This window comes from Streptomyces sp. NPDC107498 (genome assembly GCF_055582805.1).
Map to the genome: position 1 here is coordinate 67,013 of NZ_JBVJPE010000019.1, position 23,610 is coordinate 90,622.

Sequence of the window (23,610 nt, forward strand, 5' to 3'; positions counted from 1 at the left end):
CACCCCGCACGGCCCGTTCATCGAAACCCCCACCCAGGAGGAACGCGACCATGCACACCACCCCCACGAAGAAGTTCCGGCTGCTCGCCCTCACCGCCGGCATCGTCGCCGCCGCCGCGACGCTCGGCATCCCCACCGCGAACGCCGACTCGGCACAGACGTTCAGCGCCACCCAGCTCACCGCGGCGGGCGACGCCGTCCTCGCCGCCGACGTGGCCGGCACCGCCTGGCGCGTCGACACCGCCACCGGCAAGGTCGTCGTCACCGCCGACTCCACCGTCTCCCAGGCCGAGATCGCGAAGATCAAGCGCCGGGCCGGGGTCAACGCGGGCGCCCTGCGCATCGAGCGCACCCCCGGCACGTTCAACAAGCTGATCTCCGGCGGCGACGCCATCTACGCGAGCAGCTGGCGCTGCTCGCTCGGCTTCAACGTCAAGGACGGCGCGGGGAACTACTACTTCCTCACCGCCGGCCACTGCACCGACGGCGCGGGCACGTGGTGGTCCAACTCCAGCCACTCCACCGTGCTCGGCTCCACGGCCGGGTCGAGCTTCCCGACCAACGACTACGGCATCGTGCGCTACACCAACACCTCGGTGACCAAGTCCGGCACGGTCGGCAGCGTCGACATCACCAGTGCCGCCAACGCCACCGTCGGCATGTCCGTCACCCGCCGCGGCTCCACCACCGGCATCCACGGCGGCACGGTGACCGGCCTGAACGCCACCGTGAACTACGGCGGCGGCGACATCGTCTACGGCATGATCCAGACCAACGTCTGCGCCGAGCCCGGCGACTCCGGCGGCCCGCTCTACTCGGGCAGCCGGGCGATCGGCCTCACCTCGGGCGGCAGCGGCAACTGCTCCTCGGGCGGGACGACCTTCTTCCAGCCCGTGACGGAGGCGCTGAGCGCGTACGGGGTCAACGTCTTCTGATCCCGTGTCCGAAGGTCCCTCCGGCCGCCGACGGCGGCCGGAGGGACCTCTCGTTCCGGGGCCCCCGGCCCCGTGCGGGCTACCGGTGGACCTCGCCCACCTCCGAGGCGACCGGCACCGGTGCCGGCTTCCACCTCACCGAGGACATCACCAGGGTGACGGCCGTGCCGACGATCGCCCAGACCGACAGGACCACCATCGAGGCGGTCATGCCGTTGCCCTTGAAGTACGCGATCGAACGCGCCGCCCAGGTGCCCGCGCCCGGGGGCAGGTACGGACCGATCGCCCGCCAGAACGGCGGCAGCATCGGCAGCGGGAAGGCGCCGCCCGCGCTCGGGTTGCCCGCGATCACGATGAGCAGGATCGCCAGGCCGATGCCGACGATCCCGAACACCGCCTGCAGGGCGAGGGTGGCGGCTCCCACCGCGAAGACCACCAGGGCGCCCAGCCCCCACAGGGCCGCGATGTTGCCGGGCAGGGCGCCGAGGATCGGGCCGACGATGATCGCGCCGCCGAGACCGCCGAGGACCGAGTAGAGCGCCAGGACCCCGAGGCGGATGATCGCGCGCTCCCGGTTCGCGGGCCGGGAGCCCGCGCTGATCGCCAGGATCGCGGCACAGATGTAGCCGCCGACGCACCAGCCGATGACCAGGTAGAAGGGGGAGAGCCCGTTGAAGTCCTGGGAGGAGGAGGGGGCCACGTCGACGGTCCGCACGAGGCGCTGGTCGGCCGCCTCCAGCTTCTTCGTCATCGCCTCCAGGGTCGCGGAGAGCACCTTGCCGCCGCCGGAGGCGACGAGCAGGGTGTCGGTGCGGCCCCGGGGGTCGACGATCAGGGCCCCGTCGATGTCCCGGTTCAGGATCTGGTCCCTGGCCTCGGCCTCGTTCGCGACCGCGCGCGGGTCGAGGGGGTCGCCGGGCAGCTGCGCCAGCCGTTGCGTCAGGGCGGCGGAGAGCTGCTGGGGGGCGACGACGCCGAAGGGGACGTCCGTGGGCTTCGGGTTGTGCAGGGCCCCGACGTACGAGGTGATGAACAGGAGTTGGAGGGCGAGGACGCCGACGACGAGCAGGGCTGCTCGGGGGGTGACGGCGCTTTTCAGTTCGTCGACGAGACTCATGCCCCCACGCTCCGGGTCCCGGGACGTTCCCGCAGGCGGGTGGGGTCCGAATGGCTGACCGGGTCCGCTCGCGCGCGCCCGGCCGACCCGTCGGCCGTCGGACGGCGACACCGGATTTTACCGACGCGTAACTTCCCAGCCGAGGCTACCGGTGCGTAGCTTGGCCGGAGAGCATCCCCACTTGTGGTCCGGGCCGCAGGGCACAGCACCCCCACCTTCCCCTTGAGCCGCAAGGAGATCGCCCGATGCTGCCCCCGAAGTCCTGGAAGCGCGCCGTCAGAGCGCTGTCCGTGCTCTTCCTGGCCGCCGCCGCCACCCTCGCCCCCACCGCCGCCGCCCAGGCCGCCACCGCCCCCAGCCGTGGCTGGAACGACTTCTCCTGCAAGCCGTCCGCCGCCCACCCGCGCCCCGTCGTCCTCGTCCACGGCACCTTCGGGAACTCCGTCGACAACTGGCTCGCCCTCGCGCCCTACCTGGTCGACCGGGGCTACTGCGTCTTCTCGCTCGACTACGGCCAACTGCCGGGCGTTCCCCTCTTCAACGGGCTCGGCCCCATCGCCGCGTCCGCCGGGCAGCTCGACACCTACGTCGACCGCGTCCTCGCCGCCACCGGCGCCCCCGAGGCCGACCTCGTCGGGCACTCACAGGGCGGCATGATGCCCCGCTGGTACCTCAAGTTCCTCGGCGGGGCCGAGAAGGTGAACACGCTCGTCGGCATCGCCCCCGACAACCACGGCACCACCCTGCTCGGCCTCACCCGGCTCCTGCCGTACTTCCCCGGCGCCGAGGACGTCATCAGCTCCACGACCCCGGGCCTCGCCGACCAGATCGCCGGCTCGGCCTTCATCACCGAGCTCAACAAGGGCGGCGACACCGTGCCGGGCGTCCGCTACCACGTCATCGCCTCCCAGTACGACGAGGTCGTCACCCCGTACCGCTCCCAGTTCCTGACCGGCCCGAACGTCACCAACGTCCTCATCCAGGACAAGTGCGCGCTCGACCTCTCCGAGCACGTCGCGATCGGCACGGTGGACCGGGTCACCTTCCACGAGGTGGCCAACGCCCTCGACCCGGCCCACGCGACCCCGACCACCTGCCTCTCGGTGATCGGCTAACCCCGGGCCCGGCGCCGCCGGGCCGTTCCGAAGAGCACCGCCGCACCGAGCGCGAGCACGGCGGCGCCACCGACCGCGAGATACGGGGTGGTGGCGCCGCCGCCCGTCTCCGCCAGCACCACACCGGAACCCGAACCGGCGGGGACGGGGGCGGGGACGGGGACGGGGACGTCGGAAGGCTCGGAGGAAGGGGCCGTTCCCGCACCCGTCGTCCCCGCACCCTTCGCCCCGGCGCCCGCGGCCTGGGGGCCGGTCGCTTCGGCGCCCGTCGTCCCCGCACCCGTCGCCGCGTCGGCGTCCCCGTGCCCGCCGTGCTCGACCGAGGACTCGTCCGCACCGGCCTCGATCTGCTCGTCGGTGGGCGCGGAGGCCGTGGGCGCCGGAGCCGTACCGCCGGCGTCCTGCCCGAACACCACGTCCGAACAGGTGTAGAACGCCTCGGGGGAGTCGGAGCGCTGCCAGATGGAGTAGACGAGATGACGGCCGGACTTCTTCGGCACGGTCCCCCGGAACACGTAGTCGCCGTTCCGCATCTCCGGATCGGTCACCGTCACGAACGGCCGCTCCTCCAGGTCCGACCACTTCAGCGGCTTCGACGGGTCGTACCCGTCCTTCGTCACGTACAGCGCGAACGAGCCCCTGTGCGGAGCGGTCCCCTTGTAGCGGAAGGTGTGCGCACCGGACTTCATGCTGCTCGCCGGCCAGTCGGCCCGCGCCAGGTCGAGCCCCCGGTACTTGTCGTTGCCCGCGCTGCACAGCTTGCCGTCCGGGATCAACCGCTTGTGCTGTCCGGCCGCGTTGGCGACGTTCACCGCGTTCCAGTCGTAGAACGCCTGTGTTCCGCTCGCCGCCACGGCCGCCCTGCAGGCCGCCGACCTCGGCGCCTCGGGGCCCTCCGCGTAACAGGCCGAGACCCGGCTCACCGGGTCGGTCATCGACCCGTGCGCGAGGGCGGGAGAGGCGGCGAGTCCGGACAGGACCAGAGCGGCGGTGGCGGTGGCTGTTGCCGTGCGGCGAGAGGGCATGGGGAGACGACTCCTTCACGAGGGCGTGCGGGGGGTTGCCGAGCAAACTAGCCCCGGAAGAAGCGCGGACCGCGGCCTTTAGGGCGGCGTTAAGACGGAGGTAAGAGGCGGCTGAGGAACGGCCGGTCGGCCGTCGGTGGCGGCGCTCCGGCCTTCCGGTGCTGCCGGCCGTCGTCGCGGCGGCGCGCGGCGGTCCGGGGTGCGGGCGGCAGGGCCGTACGACCGTATGCGCGGCGACCGGACCAACTCGCCCCCGATGGAGTGAGATTCGGACGGGCGGCGGCCCGATCCGGTATCCCTGGCGGGCAGCACCTTCCCCCCACCCCTCGAAAGGACCCCGCCATGCGCGTCCGACTCGTCCTCACCGCAGCGGCCCTGCTCACCGCCGCCGTCGCCCCTCTCGCCCACGCGGGAGGGGCCGACGACCTCACCGTCGACGGGTACGGCGTGCTCGGCGCCGACAGCACGGTGACCGTCTCCGGCACGTACCGCTGCCTCGACGACGGCGAAGGACCCGTCTTCGTCAGCTCCACCCTCGAGCAGGGGAACCGTTCCACCGGCATCGGCGGCACCCGGGCCGTCTGCGACGGACACCTCCACACGTGGACCAACAGCGCCGTCGTGAAGGAGCCCGCCTACCGCCCGGGCGCCGCCCGGGTGGAGGCCACCCTCGTGCAGCTCGCGGCCGGCGCGTCGGGCCTGCCGCTGCCGGGCTTCCTCGCCGCCGAGCAGGCGGACGTCGAACTGCTCGGGTAGTCCCGGAGGACCCGCCTCAGGCCTGGTGCAACAGGTCGAGCAGGCCCTCCCGGCCGAGCAGCTCCAGCTCGTCGAGGGCCACCACGGCGCGGGCCGCCGCCTCCGGGTCGGAGGCGGCGAGACCGCTCGCCGCGAACTCGTCCTCGTCGAGCCGCAGCACCTCGCTGCCGTCCGCCGACACCCACAGGTCCAGGTCCAGGTCCTCGACCACCACCCCGGAGCCGTCGATCACGGCCGGCCGGGTGATGTCGCAGTACCAGCCCTTCAGGGCGCCGTCGGCCGACCACACCTCCTTGACGGTGAACCAGCGGTCGCGCCAGTAGTGCTCCACGAACACGTCACCGGGCTCGAACCGCACGAAGCCGAAGTCCCGTACCCCCTCGGCCGCCCACGGGGCCCGCACCGAGAGCCGGGCGCCCTCCTCCGTCAGCACCTCGGCCGGGTAGCGGATCTTCGTCCGGCCCGCCTTCGTCAGGGTGACCTCAACCGATCGTCCGGACATACCGCACCTCCGTCGCGCCGATCTCGTAACCGAACCACTCGTTGATCGCCAGCATCGGCCCGTTCCCGGCGTCGTTCCCCGTGAACGCCTCCACGCAGCCCGCCGCCCCGGCCCGGTGCAGCGAGGCGTTCTTGACGAGCTTCGCGAGCCCCCGGCCGCGGAACGCGGGCGCGGTGCCGGTCATCCCCGAGGCGTACCGCCCCAGGCCGTCCGTGTGCGCCGCAGTGAACGCCGCCGGCACTCCGTCGACCACCGCGACCGTCGTCAGCGCCCGGTCGAGCAGCGGATGCCCCCAGGTGGTCTCCCGCCAGTGCGCGTAGTCGGTCAGCTCGACGCCCACGTCACCCGGCTCGTCCGCCGTCGCCGCCGCGTCCAGCTCGAACAGCGGCCGGGGATCGGCCGCGAAGTCCTCGGCCGTGCGCAGCTCGACGCCGGCCGGCGGGTCCTGGAGCGGCGGCAGTCCGGCCGTCAGGTCGAGCCGGAGGAAGTGCGCGGAACGGCTGGGGGAGTACCCCCGCCGCTCGGCCCAGGCGTGGTTCGCCGGCTCGTCCAGGGCCCAGCTGTACACGGTCCGCGCCCCCCGCTCGGCCAGGTGCTCCTCGGCGGCGCGCAACAGCAGCGTCCCGGCGCCGAGACCCGGGTGCGCGGGGTCCACGTACACGTTGGCGTAGCCGATCCCGGGCCGTGGCGCGTCGTGCGCGATCCCCACCTGGGCGGTCCCGATGACCTCGCCGGTGCCGGCCACGGCGACGAGCGGGCGGTGGTGGCTGTCGGGGTGGGCGTGCGCCCAGTCGAAGGCGACCTGTTCGGCGGTCGCGAGCATGAAGGGGAGCGCTGCCCTGCGGACCCGGGCGAAGCCCTCGGCGTCCCGGGCCCGTACATCACGGACGATCACAGTCATGAGGCGGCACGCTACGGGCGGGGGACGCACCACCGCCTCCCATTTTCGGGTGGGGTGGGGGCAGAATCGGCGGGTGACACTCACCATCGCCGTGGACCACGGATCCACCACCGCTCCCTACGAACAACTGCGTGCCCAGATCTCGGAGCGGGCCCGGTCGGGCAGACTGCCGGTCGGATACAAACTGCCGACGGTACGGGGGCTCGCGGAGCAGCTGGGCCTCGCCGCGAACACGGTTGCCAAGGCGTACAAGGCCCTGGAGGCGGACGGAGTCATCGAGACGCGCGGGCGCCACGGCACCTTCGTCGCCGCCGCCGGTGACGCGGCGACCCGCCGTGCCGCCACCGCCGCCGCCCAGTACGCCGAGGAGGCCCGCCGCCTGGGGCTCAGCCGCGAGGCCGCGGAGGCGGCGCTGAACGAGGCCCTGCGGGCGGCGTACGACGGCTGACGCGTCCGTACCCGCCACGGGCGGGTGACGGGTCGGTCCTCGCCGCGGACGGGTGACGCGCGTCCGTACCCGCCGCGGACGGCTGGACGCGTCCGCGCCCGTTGCGGGCGGCCGGACCCGTCCGTATCCGCTACAGGTACAGGCCAGCCCCCGCCGTGCGGGGCTCCGGGAGGTCCGCCGAGGGCGTGCCGCGGCGCAGCGCGAACAGCTCCGCCAGCGTCGCGCCCTCGCGCGGCACGCCCTCCTCGCGGCCGAGCCACTCCACCGACTCGGCCCGGCTCAGCGGCCCGACCTCGATGCGGGCCAGGCAGCGGCCCGGCCGGACCACCGCCGGGTGCAGCCGCTCCAGGTCCTCGTTGGTGGTGACCCCGACCAGGACGTTGCGCCCCTGGCCCAGCAGCCCGTCCGTCAGGTTGAGCAGTCGTGACAGGGCCTGGCCCGCCGTGTGCTTCGCCCCGCCCCGGATCAGCTCGTCGCAGTCCTCCAGGAGCAGCAGCCGCCAGCGCTCCTTCGGCGTGCCGTCGTCCTCGCCGATGGCGATGTCCATCAGATAGCCGATGTCGTTGAAGAGCCGCTCCGGGTCGAGCACGCAGTCCACCTGGCACCAGTCCTGCCACGCCCGGGCCAGCGTCCGCAGCGCCGAGGTCTTGCCCGTGCCCGGCGGGCCGTGCAGCAGCAGGAGCCGGCCGGAGATGTCCTCCGGGGTCACCCTCATCAGCCGGTCCATCGACTCGGCCACCGACGCCGAGTAGTGGGGCCGGACCTCCTCCCAGGTCCCGGCGCTGATCCGGCGGGTCATGCGCCGCGGGCCGCGCTGCGGGGCCACGTACCAGAAGCCCATCGTCACGTCCTCGGGCTCCGGCTCCGGTTCGTCCTTCGCCCCCTCCGTGGCCTCGTCGAGGATCCGCTTCGCCAGCTCCGGGCCGGTCGCCGTGACGGTCACGTCCGCGCGCCGGTTCCAGCGGGAGGAGAGGATCGTCCAGCCCTCGCCCTCGGCCAGCACCGAGCTGCGGTCGTCGTCCCGCGCGGCCCGCAGCACCCTGGCCCCCGCCGGGAGCAGCGTCGCGTCGGGCTTCGCCCGGTCCAGGGTGGTGCTGTGCGCGTGCGGTTGCTCGCCGGTCGCGAAGCGGTCGAGGAACAGCGCGTCCAGGACGTCCCCGGGGGAGTCGCTGTCGTCGAGGTTGACGACGACGGGCAGCGAGGCGGGCGGTGCGGAGGGGGTGTCGGACATGCGCCCATGATCGGACAACCGGCGGGGCGGCGCACCGGGTTTTACGGCTGTCACGACGACGTCGCTTCGCTTCCCGAAGTGGCTTGATCTCGACTGTCCCTGACGGAGGATCGGCAGCTGTTCATCCCCAGTTTTGACATGAACACTTCCGGCGCGGCGGATCCGATGCTACTACCTGGTAGCGCAGAGATCCTGCTACAGGGAGGTTCCATGAGACTGTCCCGTTTTGCCGCCTTCTCGTCCTCGCTCCTGCTCGGCGCCGTCCTCGCCCTCACCGGGTCGGGCGCGGCCCAGGCCGCCGAGACCGCCGCACTCGACTACGTGGCCCTGGGGGACTCGTACTCCTCCGGTGTCGGCTCAGGGAGTTACGACAGCGCCAGCGGCGACTGCAAGCGCTCCACGAAGGCGTATCCGGTCCTGTGGAAGAACGCCAACGCCCCCTCCTCCTTCGCTTTCACCGCCTGCTCCGGCGCCCGAACGGGTGATGTGACCGCGAATCAGCTCGGACCCCTCTCGGCCGCCACCGACCTGGTCTCCCTCACGATCGGGGGAAATGACGCCGGTTTCGCCGACGTCATGACGACGTGTGTGCTGCAGTCCGAGTCCACCTGCATCAACCGCGTGAATCAGGCCAAGGCCTACGTCGACACCACGCTCCCCGGCAAGCTCGACTCCGTCTACAACGCCATCAGCAGCAAGGCGCCCGCCGCCCACGTCGTCGTCCTCGGGTACCCGCGCTTCTACCAGCTGGGCGGCAGCTGCATCGCCGGCCTCAGCGAGAACGAGCGCAGCGCCATCAACAACGCCTCCGACTACCTCAACGCGGCCGTCGCCAAGCGCGCGGCCGACCACGGCTTCACCTACGCCGGCGTCGTCTCCGCCTTCACCGGCCACGAGATCTGCTCGAGCTCGGCCTGGCTGCACAGCGTCAACTGGCTCAACATCGGGGAGTCGTACCACCCGACCGCCGCCGGACAGTCCGGTGGCTACCTGCCCTCCTTCAGGGGTGCGGTGTAACCGTCCCGCCGTCGGCGCCCGTGGCGCCGGGTCCCGTCGGAGCGGTGCTCGTGACACCGCCCGGCCCCGGCCCGGTGCCCGGTCCGTCGTCCTTCACCGCCTGATACGCCAACACCCCCGCGATCAGCAGCGCCCCGACGATCCCGGCCACCAGGACGGGCCCCCGTCGGGGCGTCGCCCGTGGCGGGCCCGACGGCCTCGCCGGCGTCGGCGGGACCCCGGCCTGCGTGCCCGCCCCGCCGACGCCGTCGCGGCCGGTCCGGGGCGGAGCGGAGGCCTCCACCGGCCCCGCCTCCGTCCTCGGCGTGCCGCCCGAGGCCGCCCGGCGCAGCTCGCGCTCGACCTGACCGGCCGTCACGGCGGGCTCCCCGCCCGTCAGCTCCTCGATCACGGCGCCCAGCGGCCCGGACCGGTCGTCCGTCGCCGCCTCCAGGAGCGCCCCCAAGGAGCGCAGATCCGCCTCGGGGCCCGAGGGGCCCTCCGGCGTGCCGCCGAAGCCGGTGACGACGACCCGTCCGTCGTTCGCGAGGATCACCTGCCCGGGGCGCACCCCCCGGTGCGGTGTGCCCGCCTCCCGGGCGGCCCGCAGGCCGGCGAGGACCTCGGCTCCGACGCGCGCGGCCTCGCGCGCGGGGAGCGGGCCGTCCGCGTCGAGGGTCTCGGCGAGGGTGAGGCCGCGGACGAGCTCCGTCACCACCCAGGGCCGGCCGTCCTCGGCGGCCACGCCCAGGACCCGTACGACGGAGGGGTGGGAGATCCGCGCGGCGGCCCGTGCCTCGCGCTCCCGCCGCGCGTACAGCAGGAGGACCTCGTCGGCCGGCAGTCCGGCCGGGGCGCGGAACTCCTCGAGCGCCACCTCGTGCCGGTCGGTCTCGTCCAGGGCGCGCCAGACGGTGCCCGTCGCCCCCTCGGCGAGGACGTCGAGCAGCCGGTAACGACCCGCGATCACCGTCATGGATCCACGGTAGCCGAGGGGCGCCCTCCCGGCTCCGGTCCTGCGCGGGACCCGCGCGCGACACGCGCGGGACGGCCCGGACGATCTTGGTGGCGGAGATCACACCCGTCCTCGTGCCCGTGGGCGGCGGTCCGGAGTGCAGGATGGTTCGTGACGGTTCGGCAGGTGTTCGAGCGCTGTCCAACTCGCCCTGGAATCAGATGTATTCGGACAGTCACCGTCAACCCCCGTACGAGTGTGTCGAATCCCGCCGCCGGGATACACGGGTGTCACGACGGAGCGATAGGGTTAACCTGCCCGGGCCGGGTGCCCTTGTACGGGTGGGGAGTGACATGGAACAGATAGCAATGCGCAGCAGGCCGCGAGTGCCTGCCATCACCTGCGGAAGCAGCGCGACCAGTTCGCGGCTCGACCGCCATCTCGCGGTGCTCGGCGGCCCCGCCGTGCCCCAGCGCGAAGTGGCCGAGGCGACGCTGCTCATGCAGGAACTGACGACGCGTACGCGTGAGGTGCCGGTGCACGGCCACCGCAGCCGCAGCGCGCGGGTCTCGCTCTTCGCCCCGCTCCGCCGCCTGCGCCGCTCGCTCTTCGGCACGCGCCACTAGGGCCCCGCCCGCGACCCCGCCGGACGTGTCCCCGCCCGTCCGGCGTTCCGTCGTGTCCGGGGCCCGCCCGGTACGCGGAGGGCCCCGTCCGCTTCCCGTCAGGCGATCACCCCCGCGTCCCGCAGCTCCTTCACCTCCGCCTCCGGCACCCCGAGCTCGGCGAGCACCTCGTCCGTGTCCTGCCCGAGGGCCGGGATCCGGTCCATCCGCGGCTCCGGTGCGTCCGGGAACACGATCGGCGGCAGCAGCGTCCGCAGCGGCCCCACCGGGGACTCCACCTCCCGCCACCGGTCACGCGCCGTCAGCTGCGGGTGGTCCGCCAGCTCCGCGACCGAGTTGAGCCGGGCGCAGGCGATGCCCGCCGCGTCCAGCCGCGCCAGCGCCTCGGCCGCCGTCAGCGGGGCGAGCGCCGCCGCGACCACCGCGTCCGTCGCCGCGCGCCCCGTCACCCGCGCCGTGTTCGTCGCGAACGCCGGGTCGTCGGCCAGCTCGGGCCGGCCGACGACCCGCTCGGCGAGCCGCCGCCACTCCCGGTCGTTCTGCACGGAGAGCAGGACGAGCCCGTCCGTCGTCGGATAGGCGTCGTACGGGGCGATCACCGCGTGCGCGAGCCCCGTGCGCGCCGGGGCCGCGCCCCCGTGCATCCCGTGGTGCAGCGGATGCCCCATCCACTCGGCCAGCGAGTCGAGCAGGGAGACCTCCACCGGACCGCCCCGGCCGGTCGTGCCGCGCCGGACGAGGGCGGCGAGGACGCCGGAGAAGGCGTACATCCCGGCGGCGATGTCGGCGGCCGGGATCCCCGACTTGACGGGCTGCCCGGGCGTGCCGGTCACCGACACCAGACCCGCCTCGCACTGCACGAGCATGTCGTAGGCCCGCTTGTGCGCGTACGGCCCCTCCGCCCCGTACCCCGAGACGTCCACCGCGATCAGCCACGGGTGCGCCGCACACAGTCCGGCGGCGTCGAGGCCGAGGCGGGCCGCCGCGCCCTGCGCCAGGTTCTGCACGAAGACGTCGGCACCGGCCACCATCTTCCGGACGAGCGCCAGGCCCCGGGGGTCCTTGAGGTCGACCGCCACCGACTCCTTGCCGCGGTTGCACCACACGAAGTGCGAGGCGAGACCCCGGGCGGCCGTGTCGTACCCCCGGGCGAAGTCCCCGCCGTCGGGGCGCTCGATCTTGACGACGCGGGCGCCGAGGTCGGCGAGCTGGCGGGTGGCGAAGGGCGCGGCGACGGCCTGCTCGACGGCGACGACCGTGACCCCGGCGAGGGGGAGTGGCTGAGTGCTCATGACCGTCCTGCCTACCGCGCCGGACCGGTCCTTGTCACCCGGGGGTGCGTCACCCCCGGGCGTACCGCCGGACGGCGAGCGGGGCGAAGACGGCGAGGAGGCCGAGCGACCGGAGCAGCGTGCCCGCGACCGGGTGGGCCACCGGCCAGGCCGCGTCCGCCGCTCCCGTCGACGCGGACGAGATCTTCGCGATGGCCGTCGCCCGCCTCCTGCAGTCCTTCGCGCCGGACGGCGACCGGTGACGCTCAGAGGAGCGTGAACTGCCCCTCCGGGCCCTCCTCCTGGTGGTCGAGCACCGACGCGGGGCGGCGGGACCGGGCGGGTGCGGGGAGGACCCCGGCCGCGGTGAGCTCCGCCCTGCCGGGGCCCCCGGCCGCTCCGGCGGTCAGCGCCGCGCGCTCCGGCTCCCGGGCTCCGAGCAGCGCGAGCACGGTGACCAGGTCGAGCAGCTCCGAGGTCCACTCCTGCGGCCAGGCGGCCGGCCCGATCGCCTCCAGGGAGCCGGGCTCCGCCGGGGCCGTCCGGTGCGCGAACCACTGCTCCAGGACCCGCACCCCGCCGACCCGGTACTCCCAGGCCTCCGCCGGTACGGGCGAGATCAGGCCCCCGCCGACGTCGAGCGCCTCGGTCCCGGGGTCGTACGCCAGCGCGGCCGGCCGCGCCGGGACCGCCGCCCGCACGTAGGGCCGCCGCCCGCCCGGCAACCGGGGCCTCGTCCCGCTCAGGAGGCCGCGCAGCTGCACGTCGGCGAGCTCCCGGCCGAGCGCCACGCCCGCCGCCCACGCCTCCGGATCCCCGGGCAGCGGGACGCGGCACCCGGCGGGGGAGGGCAGGGCCGCCGCCACCGTCCACGCCAGCCAGTCACGGGCGTCGACCTCGCGCCCGTACCGCTCGCCGAGGAAGTCCAGGAGGCCGGGCGCGAGATTGGGCTCCCGGCCCCCGGGGCGCCGGAACAGCGGCCGGACGCGGCCCGGACGGCCCGCTGGTGAGCGGCCCTCCGGCAGCGCCCCCGTCACCAGGAGCGCGGGCCCGGCCGCCCCCGGCACGTACCCCTGCTCGACGGCGAAGACCTGCGGCTCCCCGGCCACCCGCCACAGTTCCGGCCGGGCGGTGTCGATCAGCCGGTGGTCCGGCAGCAGCCACTGCTCGTCGAACGGCCCGTGCGCCACCCGCACCGGCTCCGGGCACGGCCCCGTCTCGCGCGCGAAGCGCGCGGTGCCCGTCCGCTGCCCGGGCAGCGCGCCCACCGCGCTCGCCGGGGTCCGCGCCCGGCTCGGCCGGAACAGCGCCTCCCGCTCGGCCCCCTCGGCGGACACCAGCCGGTCCCACCGGGTCCGCAGGGTGCGGGCGTCGGGAGCGACGATCCACGCCCGCCCGAACCGCGGCGGGGCCACGGACCAGGGCATCAGCTCGTCGAGGAGGAGCGGGGCGTCGTCCGCGCGGGGGGCTTCCGTCCGGGGGGCTTCCGTCACGCCCCGCATGCTAACGACCGCCCTCCGTACGGGGCCAGCGCCGGCCGCTCCGGAGCCGACCCGTCAGTGCGCCTCCACCGTGACCGTGAAGGAGAAGCGGTCGCCGCGGTAGCGGATGCGGGCCACGTCGACGACCCGGCCGTCCTCGTCGTAGGTCACGCCCGTGTAGTGGAGGATCGGGGAGAGCAGCGGGACCTGGAGCAGGGCCGCCGTCTCCGGGTCCGCGAGGCGGGCCTCGACCGTGTCCGTGATGCGGCTGATCCGCACCCCGACCACGTCCCGCAGCACCTTCGTCATCGGCCAGCGCTCCAGATCGGCCGGGTCGATCGCGACGGCGAGCTCGGGCCGCACCGCGTTCTCCGCCCAGTTGGTCGGCTCGCCGCTCTCCCCGTCGCTGCGCAGCCGCCGGTACGCCACGACCTCCGGCACGTCCGGGAAGTACTCGGCGAGCTCCCCGGGCACCGGCTCGCTGCCGTGCCCGAGGACCGTCGTCCGCTCGCCCGACTGCTGGGCCACGATCGCGTCGATCGAGCCGAGCAGCCGGCGCGGGGCGGACCGCCGTGCGCCCGGCTCGATGAAGGTCCCGCGCCGCCGGTGCCGGCTGATCAGGCCCTCCTCCTCCAGCTCCTTGAGGGCCTGGCGCATGGTCAGCACGCTCACGCCGTAGTGGGCCGCGAGCTGCTCCTCGGTGGGCAGCCGCAGCGAGGCGTCGGGCGCGCGGCCCAGTATCGAGGCGCGCAGCGACTGCGAGACCTGGTACCAGAGCGGCAGCTTGCGGTTCAGGACCAGCGAGTCGGGGGCGAAGGCGGTCACGGGTTCTCCGTACGAAGGCTACGGTCTTACGGCCGAGACACTACGGCCGGAAGTGGCGCTCGAGACCCTGCCATACGTCGTCGTACCCCCGCTGCAGGTGGTCGGCGCCCGCGGCCTGCGGGGTCGTGGTCACCGGCCAGCGGGTCTCGAACATGAAGGCGAGGCCGTCGTCGATCTTCTGCGGCTTCAGCTCGGCTGCGCTCGCCTTGTCGAAGGTCTCCCGGTCGGGGCCGTGCGCGGACATCATGTTGTGCAGCGAGCCGCCGCCCGGCACGAACCCCCCCCTCCCGGCCGTCTTGGCGTCGTACGCGCCCTCGATGAGGCCCATGTACTCGCTCATCACGTTCCGGTGGAAGTACGGCGGACGGAAGGTGTCCTCGCCGACCAGCCAGCGCGGGGCGAAGACCACGAAGTCGACGCCGGCCAGGCCGGGGGTGTCGGAGGGCGAGGTGAGCACCGTGAAGATCGACGGGTCGGGGTGGTCGTAGGAGATCGTCCCGATGACGTTGAAGCGGCGCAGGTCGTAGACGTACGGCGTGTGGTTGCCGTGCCAGGCGACGACGTCCAGCGGGGAGTGGCCGTACGTCGCCGACCAGAGGTTTCCGCAGTACTTGTTGACCACCTCGACCGGGCCCTCGACGTCCTCGTGGGCGGCGACGGGGGCGCGGAAGTCGCGGGCGTTGGCGAGGCCGTTGGCGCCGATCGGACCGAGGTCCGGGAGCTGGAACGGGGCGCCGTAGTTCTCGCAGACGTAACCGCGGGCGGTCTCGTCGAGCAGCTCGACGCGGAAGCGCACGCCGCGCGGGATCAGCGCCACCTCGCCCGGGCGGGCGGCGAGCAGGCCCAGCTCGGTGCGGAGGAGGAGGCCGCCGCGCTCCGGGACGATCAGCAGCTCGCCGTCGGCGTCGCCGAAGACCCGCTCCATGGGGGCGTTGGCGTGGTAGAGGTGCACGGCCATGCCGGTGCGCTGGGTCGCGTCGCCGTTGCCGCCGAGGGTCCACAGGCCTGCCAGCCAGTCGGTGCCGGGGGCCGGCTCGGGCAGCGGGTTCCAGCGCAACCGGTTCGGGTCCGGCACCGTCTCGGTGAAGGGGGCGCCAGCGAGGGTGCCGTTGTCGATCCGGGTGAACGGCGGGTGCGCGGCCGAGGGGCGGATCCGGTAGAGCCAGGAGCGGCGGTTGTGGGACCGCGGCTCGGTGAAGGCGCTTCCGCTGAGCTGCTCGGCGTAGAGGCCGAGGGGCGCGCGCTGCGGCGAGTTGCGGCCGTCCGGCAGCGCGCCGGGGACCGCCTCCGAGCTGTGCTCGTTGCCGAAACCGGTGCTGTAGGTGAGCGCCTCGGCCGTCTTCCTGGCCTGCTCCGTGGTCATCGACCGCTCCTGTCCTGAGCCCGCAAGGGAATCCTATGCATGACCGTAGGATTCTGTGAGGGCTACGTCAACAGGTCCGACGATCGCCCCGACCCCGATCGGAGCGGCATCATGGTCCCCGTGCCCCAGCCCCGCCCCCGAACCCAGCCGGCGCTCCGCCGCGCCCCCGTGCAGCAGCGCAGCGCCGAGCGGCTGGCCCGGATCCTCGACGCCTGCGCCGTGCTCCTCGACGAGACCGGGTACGAGCGGTTGAGCACCCGTGCCGTCGCCGTCCGCGCCGGCGTCCCCATCGGCTCCGTCTACCGCTTCTTCGGCAACAAGCGGGCGATGGTCGCCGCCCTGGCCCACCGGAACCTCGACCGGTACGCCGAGCGGGTCTCGGAGCGGCTCGCCGGGGCGCCGCTCCTCGACGCGCACGGCGCCATCGACGGCGTCCTCGACGAGTTCATCGAGATGAAGCGGACCGTCCCGGGGTTCGCGCTCGTCGACTTCGGCGTGCCCGGCACTCCGGGGGAAACCGCGGTGGACGGCTCGGTGGGCGGTTCGGTCGACGGCTCGGTGGGCGGTTCGGTCGACGGCTCGGTGGACGGCTCGGTGGACGGCTCGGTGGGCGGTTCGGTCGACGGTTCGGTGGGCGGTTCGGTGGGCGGTCCGGCCGAGGCCGTCGTCGAGGACCCCAACCGCCTCGTCGCCGAACGGATCTGCGCCCTCCTCGCCACCCACCTGGGCCGCCCCGCCGACGCCGAACTGCACCGGAAGATCCTGGTCGGCGTCGAGACCGCCGACGCCCTGGTCCGGCTCGCCTTCCGTGTCGATCCCGCCGGGGACCCGGCGCTCGTCGCCGAGACGCGGTGCCTCCTCCACGCGTACCTGGTGCCCTCGCTCTCGTAACCTCGCGCGGACCCCTCCCGTCCGTGCCTACCGGTCGGTAGGCTCGGCGTCATCCGACGCTCTCAGGGAGACGCCATGCCCACCGCCCTGCGCATCTGCCCCCTCTGCGAAGCGACCTGCGGACTGACCCTGACGCTCGACGGGAACCGCGTCAGCGGGGCGCGCGGCGACCGCGACGACGTCTTCAGCCAGGGGTTCATCTGCCCCAAGGGCGCCTCCTTCCCCGAGATCGACGCCGACCCCGACCGGCTCCGCACCCCCCTGGTCCGCAAGGACGGCAGGCTCCAGGAGGCCACCTGGGCCGAGGCGTTCGACACGATCGCCGCCCGGATCCGGCCGATCGTCGAGGAGCACGGGCCGGACTCCGTGGGCATCGTCCTGGGCAACCCCAACGCGCACACGATCGCAGGCGCCCTCTACCCGCCCCTGCTGATCGGCGCGGTGCGCACCCGGAACGTCTTCACCGCCTCCACGCTCGACCAGATGCCCAAGCACGTCTCCAGCGGCCTGCTCTTCGGAGACCCGTTCGCCGTTCCCGTGCCGGACCTGGACCGCACCGACCACCTGCTGGTCCTCGGAGCCAACCCGCTGGACTCCAACGGCAGCCTGTGCACCGCCCCCGACTTCCCCGGCAGGCTCAAGGCGCTGCGGCGGCGCGGCGGCACCCTCACCGTCGTCGACCCCCGGCGCACCCGCACCGCCCGCCTCGCCGACCGGCACGTCGCGATCCGCCCCGGCGCCGACGCGCTGCTCCTGGCCGCCCTCGTCCACACCCTCTTCGACGAGGACCTCGCCGACCCCGGCCCGCTCGCCGCCCACGTGGAGGGCGTCGAGGAGGTACGGGCCGCGGTGCGGGAGTTCAGCCCCGAGGCGGTCGCCGCCGCCTGCGACGTGGACGCGGACACCCTCCGCACCCTCGCCCGGGAGCTCGCCGCCGCGCCCACCGCCGCCGTCTACGGACGGATGGGCAGCTCCACCGTGGCGTACGGCAGCCTCGCCAACTGGCTCGTCGACGTCCTCAACGTCCTCACCGGCAACCTCGACCGGCCCGGCGGCGCCCTCTTCCCGCTCTCCGCCACCGCGCCGGCGCCGCGCCCCGCCGGACCCGGCAGGGGCTTCGCCCTCGGCCGTCGGCACAGCAGGGTCTCGCACCACCCCGAGGTCAAGGGCGAGTTGCCGCTCGTCGCCCTCGCCGAGGAGATCGAGACGCCGGGGGAGGGACGCATCCGCGCGGTGATCACCGTCGCCGCCAACCCCGTCCTGTCCGCGCCCGACGGGGACCGCCTCGACGCGGCCCTCGGCTCCCTCGACCTGATGGTCGCCGTCGACCCGTACCTCAACGAGACCACCCGCCACGCCGACGTCCTGCTGCCCCCGCCGCCGCCCTCCCGGAGCGCCCACTTCGACTTCGCCTTCAACTCCTTCGCCGTCCGCAACCAGGCCCGCTACACGCCGGCGGTCCTCCCCCTCGAAGCGGACGCCATGGACGAGTGCGAGATCCACGCCCGGCTGATCCTCGCCGTGTCCGGGATGCACGGCGCCCCGCCGTCGGCCGTCGACGACCTGGCCGTCGACACCACCCTCGCCAAGGCCGTGACGCAGGAGCACTCCCCGGCGTACGGCGCGGATCCCGGGGAGTTCGCCGCCCGGCTCTCCGGGACCACCGGGGCCGAGCGGCGGCTCGACCTGATGCTGCGGCTCGGGCCGTACGGCCTCACGCTCGACGAGCTGAAGGCGCACCCGCACGGCATCGACCTCGGCCCGCTGGAGCCGCGCCTGCCCGGGCTCCTCAAGACCCGCAGCGGACGGATCGAACTGTTCCCGGCCCCCCTCGCCGCCGACCTGCCCCGGCTGCGGGCCGCCCTCGACGCCGTACCGGAGCCGGGGACCCTCCAGCTCGTCGGGCGCAGGCACCTGCGTTCCAACAACAGCTGGCTGCACAACACCCCTGCCCTGGGCGGGGGTTCGAACCGCTGCACCCTCCAGGTGCACCCCGAGGACGCGGAGCGGCTGCGGCTGACCGACGGCGGGACCGCACGGGTGAAGGGGGAGGGCGGTGAGGTGGAGGTGCCGGTGGAGGTCACCGACGGCGTGCGGCCGGGGGTCGTCAGCCTTCCCCACGGCTGGGGCCACGACCGGCCGGGCACCCGGCTCGCCGTCGCCTCCACGCGCCCCGGCGTCAACGTCAACCAGCTGCTCGACGGGTCCCGGATCGACCCCCTGTCCGGGACCGCCGTCCTGAACGGCTTCCCCGTGGAGGTGTCTCCCCTGTAGGCCCCTCCGGCTCGTCACCCCGCCGTGACCTGGGGTTTTGCTCGTATTGCTCACGCGTGAACGTCTTGTTGACGGCGAAGGGGGGCGCCTACCGTCATCCGGACCGCCGCTCGGCGGCAGTTCAAGGGTGAACGTGAGGTGTCCTCCATGCTGACCGTCCTCGGCTTCGCCATGATCGCGACCTTCCTGGTCCTGATCATGCTCAAGAGGATGTCGCCGATAGCGGCGCTCGTCCTGGTCCCCGCGCTGTTCTGCGTCGCGGTCGGGCAGGGGGCCCAGCTCGGCGACTACGTCATCGAAGGGGTCGGCAAGCTGGCGCCGACCGCCGCGATGCTGATGTTCGCGATCGTCTACTTCGGCGTCATGATCGACGTGGGCCTCTTCGACCCGGTCGTCCGGGGCGTCCTGCGCTTCTGCAAGGCGGACCCCGTGCGGGTCGTCGTGGGCACGGCGGCGCTCGCCGCGATCGTCTCGCTGGACGGCGACGGCTCCACCACCTTCATGATCACCGTCTCGGCGATGTATCCGCTCTACAAGCGGCTCAAGATGAGCCTGGTGGTCATGACGGGCGTCGCCGCCACCGCCAACGGCGTCATGAACACCCTGCCGTGGGGCGGGCCCACCGCCCGCGCCGCAACCGCGCTCAAGCTGGACGCCGCCGACATCTTCGTGCCGATGATCCCCGCGCTCGGCGCGGGCCTGCTCTTCGTCTTCGCGCTGGCGTACGTGCTCGGGCGCCGCGAGCGCAAGCGCATCGGCTACCTGACCCTCGACGAGGCCCTGGTCCCGGAGACCGACGCGGTGCTGGTCACGGCGGGCGGCGGCAAGGGCGGGGCGGAGGACAGGGTCGAGGGAGGAGCCGGGGCCGAGGACGGGGCCGGTGGCGGGAAGGCGACGGGCGTCCCCGGGGCCGGCTCCGCCACGGGCGCCGGCGAGGGGTTCCGGGGGCTCGACCCGAACCGCGCGACGCTCCGCCCCGGGCTGTACTGGTTCAACGCCGCCCTGACGGTCGCGCTGCTCGCCGCGATGATCCTCGAACTGCTGCCGATCCCGGTGCTGTTCCTCCTCGGCGCCGCCCTCGCGCTCACCGTCAACTACCCGAAGACGGCCGAGCAGAAGGAGCGGATCGCCGCCCACGCGGACAACGTCCTCAACGTCGCCGGCATGGTCTTCGCCGCCGCCGTCTTCACCGGCGTCCTCACCGGCACGGGCATGGTCGAGCACATGGCCGAGTGGCTCGTCGGCGCCGTTCCCGAGGGCATGGGTCCGCACATGGCCCTGGTCACCGGCGTGCTGAGCCTTCCGCTCACGTACTTCATGTCGAACGACGGCTTCTACTTCGGCGTGCTGCCGGTCCTCGCGGAGGCGGGCGCCGCCCACGGCGTGTCGCCCCTGGAGATCGCCCGCGCCTCGCTGGTCGGCCAGGCCCTGCACATGTCGAGTCCGCTGGTCCCCGCCGTGTACGTGCTGGTCGGCATGGCGAAGGTGGAGTTCGGCGACCACACCAGGTTCACGGTGAAGTGGGCCGCGCTGACCTCGCTGGTCGTGCTGGGGGCGGGGGTCCTCTTCGGGATCGTCTGACCCCGCCGGGCCCGTCCCCCGTGGGCGGGAGTGAGCCGGACGGGTGGAAGTCGGAGGGTGGCGCGCCGGGTCGCCACCCTCTGTGTCCCGTTTGTGACAGATAGTCGGATTATCGCAGCAAGTGCCGCTGCATTCACGACTGGAGGACCTCCCCCATGACGACACCCCCCACCCGCACCCTGCTCCGAGCGTCGCTCGCCACCCTGGCGCTCGGCGCCGTCGCCCTCGGGGGCGCTCCGGCGGCCTTCGCGGCGCCCGGTGACAACGGCGACGTCAAGGTGCACCGGGAGAACACCCCCGACAACAGCCAGGCCAACGAGCCCCAGGTCGGGTGCACCTTCAAGTTCTCCGCCTTCAACTTCGTCGGCGTGCCGAACGTCCAGTGGAACATCGTCGCGCAGCCGAGCCGGCCGGGTGACCCGTCGTTCGGGAACGGCAGCATCACCGTCGACGCCACCGGCTTCGGGTACACCGGGAACATCAGCGGCGTGCCGAGCGGCATGTACAAGGTCGAGTGGACGTGGGCGAACATGAACGGCGCCCCGAAGTCGAAGGTCTTCCGGGTGCACTGCCCGGACGGCCCCAACGGAAACGGCGGGAACGGAAACGGCGGGAACGGCAACGGGGGCAACGGCAACGGCGGGAACGGGGACGGCGGCAACGGCGGCCACGGCCACGGCAGGCCCCCGCACGGCCCGGTCGGCGCGGGCGGCGGCGGCAGCGCGCAGCTCGCCGCCGAGGACTCCTCCGCCTTCGGCGTCGGGGCGGCCGTCGCCGCCGGCCTCGCGGGCACGGCCGGACTCGTCCTGATCCGCCGCTCGCGCCGCCGCGCCAATGGCGCCGCGTAGGTCCCGTTTCACGCGCAGGCAGCGGCGCCGGCTCCGGCTCGCCAGGACCGTGGTGCTGACCGTGGTCCTGGTGACCGGGGGCGTCTGGTGGGCCGGTGACGAGGAGCCGGCCGACCCGCCGCTCGCCACGGGCCCGGCCGCTCCCGGTCGACCCGGGGCGGCCGGAGCGCCCGCCGCCCTGGACCACACGACGCAGCCCCGGACGCAGCCCGAGGCCACGCCCCGGGCACTGCCCAGGGCCACGCCCCGCCCGCGACCCGAGGCCACGCCCCGACCGGGGTCCGCGTCCCGGCCCGCGCCGCTGGCCCGCTCGCGTCCCGTCACCGTCGCCGTCCCGGCCATCACCATCGAGGCCCCGGTGATCGGGCTCGACCTCGACGCCTCCGGGCAGCTCGGCACACCGCCCGCCGACAACCCCCGCGTCGTCGGCTGGTACACCAAGGGAGCCGCCCCCGGCGAGCGCGGAACCGCCGTCGTCGTGGGCCACCGCGACACCCGCACCGGGCCCGCCGTCTTCCTCAACCTCAACGCGCTCAGCGCCGGCAACACCGTCCGGGTCGCCCGCGCCGACGGCAAGGTCGCCGTCTTCACGGTCGACCGCGTCCGGACGTACGCCAAGAACGCCTTCCCCGACAAGGAGGTGTACGGAGACACCGGGCGGCCCGAACTGCGGCTGCTCACCTGCGGCGGAACGTTCGACCGGGGCAAGGGCTACGAGGCGAACATCGTCGTCTTCGCCCACCTCACCGAGATCGCCCAGAAGATCTGACCCCGGCACCCGGCTCCACGGCCCGGACCGGTGGAACCCGCGCACGAACCCACGCCCCGGTCGACGGAATCCAGCCGCTCCGTCGACCGGGGCGTGCGCGTGCGCATGCCCGCGGCGCGGACCGGAGCGGCAGGACCGGGCGGTGCCGTGACGTGCCGCGCCGGGTGGGGCCGGAGCGTGCCGCCGGATGGGCCCGGAGCGTGCCGCCCGGTGAGACCCGGGGCACTTCGGCGGGCCCTGGCGTCGGAAAACTAACGGCGCTAGTTTGGGTCGGACGACGCACGGGCGACCTGAGGAGACAGCGGATGAAGGCCCACGACGCGATGTACATCGGCGGGGAGTGGCGCCCCGCCTCCTCCACGGACACCATCCCGGTGCTGAACCCGGCCGACGAGCAGGTCATCGCCCACGTCCCGGCGGGCACCGCCGAGGACGTCGACGCCGCCGTGCGCGCCGCCCGCGCCGCGCTCCCCGGCTGGGCGGCCACCCCGCCCACCGAGCGCGGAGCCCGGATCGCCGCCCTCCGCGACGCGCTCGCCGCCCGCGCGGAGGAGATCGCCGCGACCGTCACCGCCGAACTCGGCGCCCCGCCGCAGCTCGCCGCCGCCGTCCACGCCGGACTGCCGATCGCCGTCGCCGGCAGCTACGCCGAACTCGCCGTCACCCACCCCTTCGTGGAGGAGGTCGGCAACTCCACCGTCCACGCCGAGCCGGTCGGCGTCGTCGCCGCCATCACCCCCTGGAACTACCCGCTCCACCAGATCGTCGCCAAGGTCGCCCCGGCCCTCGCCGCCGGCTGCACCACCGTCCTCAAGCCCGCCGAGGACACCCCGCTCACCGCGCAGCTCTTCGCCGAGGCCGTCCACGAGGCCGGTCTGCCCGCCGGCGTCTTCAACCTGGTCACCGGTCTCGGCCCGGTCGCGGGCCAGGCGCTCGCCGAGCACCCCGACGTGGACCTCGTCTCCTTCACCGGCTCCACCGCCGTCGGAAAGAAGATCGGCGCCCTCGCGGGCGGCGCCGTCAAGCGGGTCGCGCTCGAACTCGGCGGCAAGTCCGCCAACGTGATCCTGCCGAGCGCCGACCTCCCCAAGGCCGTCGCCGTCGGCATCGCCAACGTCATGTCCAACTCCGGCCAGACGTGCAGCGCCTGGACCCGGATGCTGATCCCCTCCGACCGGTACGAGGAGGCGGTGGCGCTCGCCGTCGGGGCCGTCGCCAAGTACGTCCCCGGCGAGCGCGTCGGTCCGCTGGTCAACGCCAAGCAGCAGGAACGCGTCCGCGGTTACATCGAGAAGGGGATCGAGGAGGGCGCCCGGCTCGTCGCCGGCGGTCCCGAGGCCCCGCGCGAGACCGGCTACTACGTCTCCCCGACCGTCTTCGCCGACGTCACCCCCGAGATGACCATCGCGCAGGAGGAGATCTTCGGCCCCGTCGTCTCGCTCCTGCGGTACGAGGACGAGGAGGAGGCCCTCGCGATCGCCAACGGCACCGTCTACGGCCTCGCCGGAGCCGTCTGGGGCGAGCCCGGGGCGGCCGTCGCCTTCGCCCGCCGCATGGAGACCGGCCAGGTCGACATCAACGGCGGCCGCTTCAACCCGCTGGCGCCCTTCGGCGGGTACAAGCAGTCCGGCGTCGGCCGGGAGCTCGGCGCGCACGGCCTCGCCGAGTACCTCCAGACCAAGTCCCTCCAGTTCTGAGCG

23 protein-coding genes and 1 pseudogene are annotated in these 23,610 nt (G+C 73.9%); 13 read left to right on the forward strand and 11 right to left on the reverse strand.

Annotation, left to right across the window (positions count from 1 at the left end):
* Positions 1-50 precede the first annotated feature (50 nt).
* Positions 51-935 carry a S1 family peptidase gene (locus tag ACZ66Z_RS28285; RefSeq protein ID WP_469938184.1) on the forward strand — a complete coding sequence of 295 codons (885 nt, stop codon included), beginning with the start codon at positions 51-53 and terminating at the stop codon, positions 933-935.
* A 79-nt stretch (positions 936-1,014) separates the two neighbouring features.
* On the opposite strand, the gene ACZ66Z_RS28290 is transcribed toward ACZ66Z_RS28285, so the two are convergent.
* Complete coding sequence (locus ACZ66Z_RS28290) at positions 1,015-2,052, reverse strand: ABC transporter permease (protein ID WP_469938185.1); 1,038 nt, start codon at positions 2,050-2,052, stop codon at positions 1,015-1,017.
* Positions 2,053-2,297: 245 nt separating this feature from the next.
* On the opposite strand from ACZ66Z_RS28290, the gene ACZ66Z_RS28295 reads away from it, so the two are divergent.
* Entirely contained in the window at positions 2,298-3,167 is an 870-nt protein-coding gene (locus ACZ66Z_RS28295) for an esterase/lipase family protein (protein WP_469938186.1), read from the forward strand.
* Here ACZ66Z_RS28295 and ACZ66Z_RS28300 read toward each other — a convergent pair.
* Positions 3,164-4,192: a lytic polysaccharide monooxygenase auxiliary activity family 9 protein gene (locus tag ACZ66Z_RS28300; RefSeq protein ID WP_469938187.1), complete on the reverse strand. Its 1,029-nt coding sequence runs from the start codon at positions 4,190-4,192 to the stop codon at positions 3,164-3,166. The two genes, ACZ66Z_RS28295 and ACZ66Z_RS28300, sit on opposite strands and share 4 nt — an antisense overlap.
* A 342-nt stretch (positions 4,193-4,534) precedes the next feature.
* On the opposite strand from ACZ66Z_RS28300, the gene ACZ66Z_RS28305 reads away from it, so the two are divergent.
* Positions 4,535-4,948 (forward strand): DUF6299 family protein, encoded by a 414-nt coding sequence (locus ACZ66Z_RS28305; RefSeq protein ID WP_469938188.1) that lies wholly within the window; start codon positions 4,535-4,537, stop codon positions 4,946-4,948.
* Between the two features lie 16 nt (positions 4,949-4,964).
* Here the strand turns inward: ACZ66Z_RS28305 and ACZ66Z_RS28310 are convergent, their stop codons facing one another.
* A complete protein-coding gene (locus tag ACZ66Z_RS28310) occupies positions 4,965-5,450 on the reverse strand; it encodes a ribonuclease FAU-1 family protein (RefSeq protein ID WP_469938189.1) in 486 nt (161 codons plus the stop codon).
* Positions 5,431-6,351 (reverse strand): GNAT family N-acetyltransferase, encoded by a 921-nt coding sequence (locus ACZ66Z_RS28315; RefSeq protein ID WP_469938190.1) that lies wholly within the window; start codon positions 6,349-6,351, stop codon positions 5,431-5,433. The genes ACZ66Z_RS28310 and ACZ66Z_RS28315 overlap by 20 nt, the downstream gene beginning before the upstream one ends.
* Before the next feature lie 73 nt (positions 6,352-6,424).
* On the opposite strand from ACZ66Z_RS28315, the gene ACZ66Z_RS28320 reads away from it, so the two are divergent.
* Positions 6,425-6,799, forward strand: coding sequence for a GntR family transcriptional regulator (locus ACZ66Z_RS28320; RefSeq protein ID WP_469938191.1), 375 nt, complete (start codon positions 6,425-6,427; stop codon positions 6,797-6,799).
* 130 nt (positions 6,800-6,929) lie between these two features.
* Here ACZ66Z_RS28320 and ACZ66Z_RS28325 read toward each other — a convergent pair whose 3' ends face one another.
* Positions 6,930-8,030 (reverse strand): DUF5925 domain-containing protein, encoded by a 1,101-nt coding sequence (locus tag ACZ66Z_RS28325; protein ID WP_469938192.1) that lies wholly within the window; start codon positions 8,028-8,030, stop codon positions 6,930-6,932.
* Between the two features lie 210 nt (positions 8,031-8,240).
* On the opposite strand from ACZ66Z_RS28325, the gene ACZ66Z_RS28330 reads away from it, so the two are divergent.
* Positions 8,241-9,047, forward strand: coding sequence for an SGNH/GDSL hydrolase family protein (locus tag ACZ66Z_RS28330; RefSeq protein ID WP_469938193.1), 807 nt, complete (start codon positions 8,241-8,243; stop codon positions 9,045-9,047).
* Here the strand turns inward: ACZ66Z_RS28330 and ACZ66Z_RS28335 are convergent.
* On the reverse strand, positions 9,031-10,002 hold the full coding sequence (locus ACZ66Z_RS28335) for a protein kinase domain-containing protein (protein WP_469938194.1): 972 nt from the start codon (positions 10,000-10,002) through the stop codon (positions 9,031-9,033). The two genes, ACZ66Z_RS28330 and ACZ66Z_RS28335, sit on opposite strands and share 17 nt — an antisense overlap.
* A 332-nt stretch (positions 10,003-10,334) precedes the next feature.
* Between ACZ66Z_RS28335 and ACZ66Z_RS28340 the strand changes: the two genes are divergently transcribed.
* Positions 10,335-10,607: a hypothetical protein gene (locus ACZ66Z_RS28340; protein WP_469938195.1), complete on the forward strand. Its 273-nt coding sequence runs from the start codon at positions 10,335-10,337 to the stop codon at positions 10,605-10,607.
* Between the two features lie 98 nt (positions 10,608-10,705).
* Here ACZ66Z_RS28340 and ACZ66Z_RS28345 read toward each other — a convergent pair whose 3' ends face one another.
* Both ACZ66Z_RS28345 and ACZ66Z_RS28350 read right to left on the reverse strand, forming a co-directional pair.
* Positions 10,706-11,899, reverse strand: a complete 1,194-nt coding sequence (locus ACZ66Z_RS28345; protein WP_469938196.1) for a CaiB/BaiF CoA transferase family protein — start codon at positions 11,897-11,899, stop codon at positions 10,706-10,708.
* A gap of 49 nt (positions 11,900-11,948) precedes the next feature.
* Positions 11,949-12,059, reverse strand: a pseudogene (locus ACZ66Z_RS28350) (ABC transporter permease); the annotation flags it as partial.
* On the opposite strand from ACZ66Z_RS28350, the gene ACZ66Z_RS28355 reads away from it, so the two are divergent.
* Entirely contained in the window at positions 12,019-12,141 is a 123-nt protein-coding gene (locus tag ACZ66Z_RS28355) for a hypothetical protein (protein ID WP_469938197.1), read from the forward strand. The pseudogene ACZ66Z_RS28350 and the gene ACZ66Z_RS28355 overlap by 41 nt on opposite strands.
* Before the next feature lie 3 nt (positions 12,142-12,144).
* On the opposite strand, the gene ACZ66Z_RS28360 is transcribed toward ACZ66Z_RS28355, so the two are convergent.
* The 3 genes from ACZ66Z_RS28360 to hmgA are packed head-to-tail and all read right to left on the reverse strand — an operon-like array spanning position 12,145 to position 15,547.
* The gene (locus ACZ66Z_RS28360) at positions 12,145-13,380 is read right to left on the reverse strand and encodes a type ISP restriction/modification enzyme (RefSeq protein WP_469938198.1); all 1,236 of its coding nucleotides are present in this window, start codon (positions 13,378-13,380) and stop codon (positions 12,145-12,147) included.
* 54 nt (positions 13,381-13,434) lie between these two features.
* Positions 13,435-14,184, reverse strand: a complete 750-nt coding sequence (locus ACZ66Z_RS28365) for a GntR family transcriptional regulator (RefSeq protein WP_469938199.1) — start codon at positions 14,182-14,184, stop codon at positions 13,435-13,437.
* A gap of 40 nt (positions 14,185-14,224) precedes the next feature.
* The gene (gene hmgA / locus ACZ66Z_RS28370; protein ID WP_469938200.1) at positions 14,225-15,547 is read right to left on the reverse strand and encodes a homogentisate 1,2-dioxygenase; all 1,323 of its coding nucleotides are present in this window, start codon (positions 15,545-15,547) and stop codon (positions 14,225-14,227) included.
* 39 nt (positions 15,548-15,586) lie between these two features.
* Between hmgA and ACZ66Z_RS28375 the strand changes: the two genes are divergently transcribed.
* The 6 genes from ACZ66Z_RS28375 (at position 15,587) to ACZ66Z_RS28400 (ending at position 23,607) form a co-directional block, all read left to right on the forward strand.
* Positions 15,587-16,438: a TetR/AcrR family transcriptional regulator gene (locus tag ACZ66Z_RS28375; protein WP_469938201.1), complete on the forward strand. Its 852-nt coding sequence runs from the start codon at positions 15,587-15,589 to the stop codon at positions 16,436-16,438.
* Positions 16,439-16,513: 75 nt separating this feature from the next.
* The gene (locus tag ACZ66Z_RS28380; protein ID WP_469938202.1) at positions 16,514-18,712 is read left to right on the forward strand and encodes a molybdopterin-dependent oxidoreductase; all 2,199 of its coding nucleotides are present in this window, start codon (positions 16,514-16,516) and stop codon (positions 18,710-18,712) included.
* Positions 18,713-18,859: 147 nt separating this feature from the next.
* Positions 18,860-20,293, forward strand: coding sequence for a CitMHS family transporter (locus ACZ66Z_RS28385; protein WP_469938203.1), 1,434 nt, complete (start codon positions 18,860-18,862; stop codon positions 20,291-20,293).
* Positions 20,294-20,448: 155 nt separating this feature from the next.
* On the forward strand, positions 20,449-21,141 hold the full coding sequence (locus tag ACZ66Z_RS28390; RefSeq protein ID WP_469938204.1) for a hypothetical protein: 693 nt from the start codon (positions 20,449-20,451) through the stop codon (positions 21,139-21,141).
* Positions 21,128-21,910 carry a class F sortase gene (locus tag ACZ66Z_RS28395; RefSeq protein WP_469938205.1) on the forward strand — a complete coding sequence of 261 codons (783 nt, stop codon included), beginning with the start codon at positions 21,128-21,130 and terminating at the stop codon, positions 21,908-21,910. Before ACZ66Z_RS28390 ends, ACZ66Z_RS28395 begins: the two co-directional genes overlap by 14 nt.
* Positions 21,911-22,215: 305 nt before the next feature.
* Entirely contained in the window at positions 22,216-23,607 is a 1,392-nt protein-coding gene (locus ACZ66Z_RS28400) for an aldehyde dehydrogenase family protein (protein ID WP_469938206.1), read from the forward strand.
* Positions 23,608-23,610 lie beyond the last annotated feature (3 nt).

Bases quoted from the DNA above. Each gene is read 5' to 3' on its own strand.
- ACZ66Z_RS28395 (WP_469938205.1), top strand. From the start codon at position 21,128: ATGGCGCCGCGTAGGTCCCGTTTCACGCGCAGGCAGCGGCGCCGGCTC.
- ACZ66Z_RS28285 (WP_469938184.1), top strand. From the start codon at position 51: ATGCACACCACCCCCACGAAGAAGTTCCGGCTGCTCGCCCTCACCGCC.
- ACZ66Z_RS28305 (WP_469938188.1), top strand. From the start codon at position 4,535: ATGCGCGTCCGACTCGTCCTCACCGCAGCGGCCCTGCTCACCGCCGCC.
- ACZ66Z_RS28335 (WP_469938194.1), bottom strand. From the start codon at position 10,002: ATGACGGTGATCGCGGGTCGTTACCGGCTGCTCGACGTCCTCGCCGAG.
- ACZ66Z_RS28295 (WP_469938186.1), top strand. From the start codon at position 2,298: ATGCTGCCCCCGAAGTCCTGGAAGCGCGCCGTCAGAGCGCTGTCCGTG.
- ACZ66Z_RS28310 (WP_469938189.1), bottom strand. From the start codon at position 5,450: ATGTCCGGACGATCGGTTGAGGTCACCCTGACGAAGGCGGGCCGGACG.
- ACZ66Z_RS28385 (WP_469938203.1), top strand. From the start codon at position 18,860: ATGCTGACCGTCCTCGGCTTCGCCATGATCGCGACCTTCCTGGTCCTG.
- hmgA (WP_469938200.1), bottom strand. From the start codon at position 15,547: ATGACCACGGAGCAGGCCAGGAAGACGGCCGAGGCGCTCACCTACAGC.
- ACZ66Z_RS28360 (WP_469938198.1), bottom strand. From the start codon at position 13,380: ATGCGGGGCGTGACGGAAGCCCCCCGGACGGAAGCCCCCCGCGCGGAC.
- ACZ66Z_RS28290 (WP_469938185.1), bottom strand. From the start codon at position 2,052: ATGAGTCTCGTCGACGAACTGAAAAGCGCCGTCACCCCCCGAGCAGCC.
- ACZ66Z_RS28300 (WP_469938187.1), bottom strand. From the start codon at position 4,192: ATGCCCTCTCGCCGCACGGCAACAGCCACCGCCACCGCCGCTCTGGTC.
- ACZ66Z_RS28375 (WP_469938201.1), top strand. From the start codon at position 15,587: ATGACCGTAGGATTCTGTGAGGGCTACGTCAACAGGTCCGACGATCGC.
- ACZ66Z_RS28380 (WP_469938202.1), top strand. From the start codon at position 16,514: ATGCCCACCGCCCTGCGCATCTGCCCCCTCTGCGAAGCGACCTGCGGA.
- ACZ66Z_RS28315 (WP_469938190.1), bottom strand. From the start codon at position 6,351: ATGACTGTGATCGTCCGTGATGTACGGGCCCGGGACGCCGAGGGCTTC.
- ACZ66Z_RS28340 (WP_469938195.1), top strand. From the start codon at position 10,335: ATGGAACAGATAGCAATGCGCAGCAGGCCGCGAGTGCCTGCCATCACC.
- ACZ66Z_RS28390 (WP_469938204.1), top strand. From the start codon at position 20,449: ATGACGACACCCCCCACCCGCACCCTGCTCCGAGCGTCGCTCGCCACC.
- ACZ66Z_RS28400 (WP_469938206.1), top strand. From the start codon at position 22,216: ATGAAGGCCCACGACGCGATGTACATCGGCGGGGAGTGGCGCCCCGCC.
- ACZ66Z_RS28330 (WP_469938193.1), top strand. From the start codon at position 8,241: ATGAGACTGTCCCGTTTTGCCGCCTTCTCGTCCTCGCTCCTGCTCGGC.
- ACZ66Z_RS28325 (WP_469938192.1), bottom strand. From the start codon at position 8,030: ATGTCCGACACCCCCTCCGCACCGCCCGCCTCGCTGCCCGTCGTCGTC.
- ACZ66Z_RS28345 (WP_469938196.1), bottom strand. From the start codon at position 11,899: ATGAGCACTCAGCCACTCCCCCTCGCCGGGGTCACGGTCGTCGCCGTC.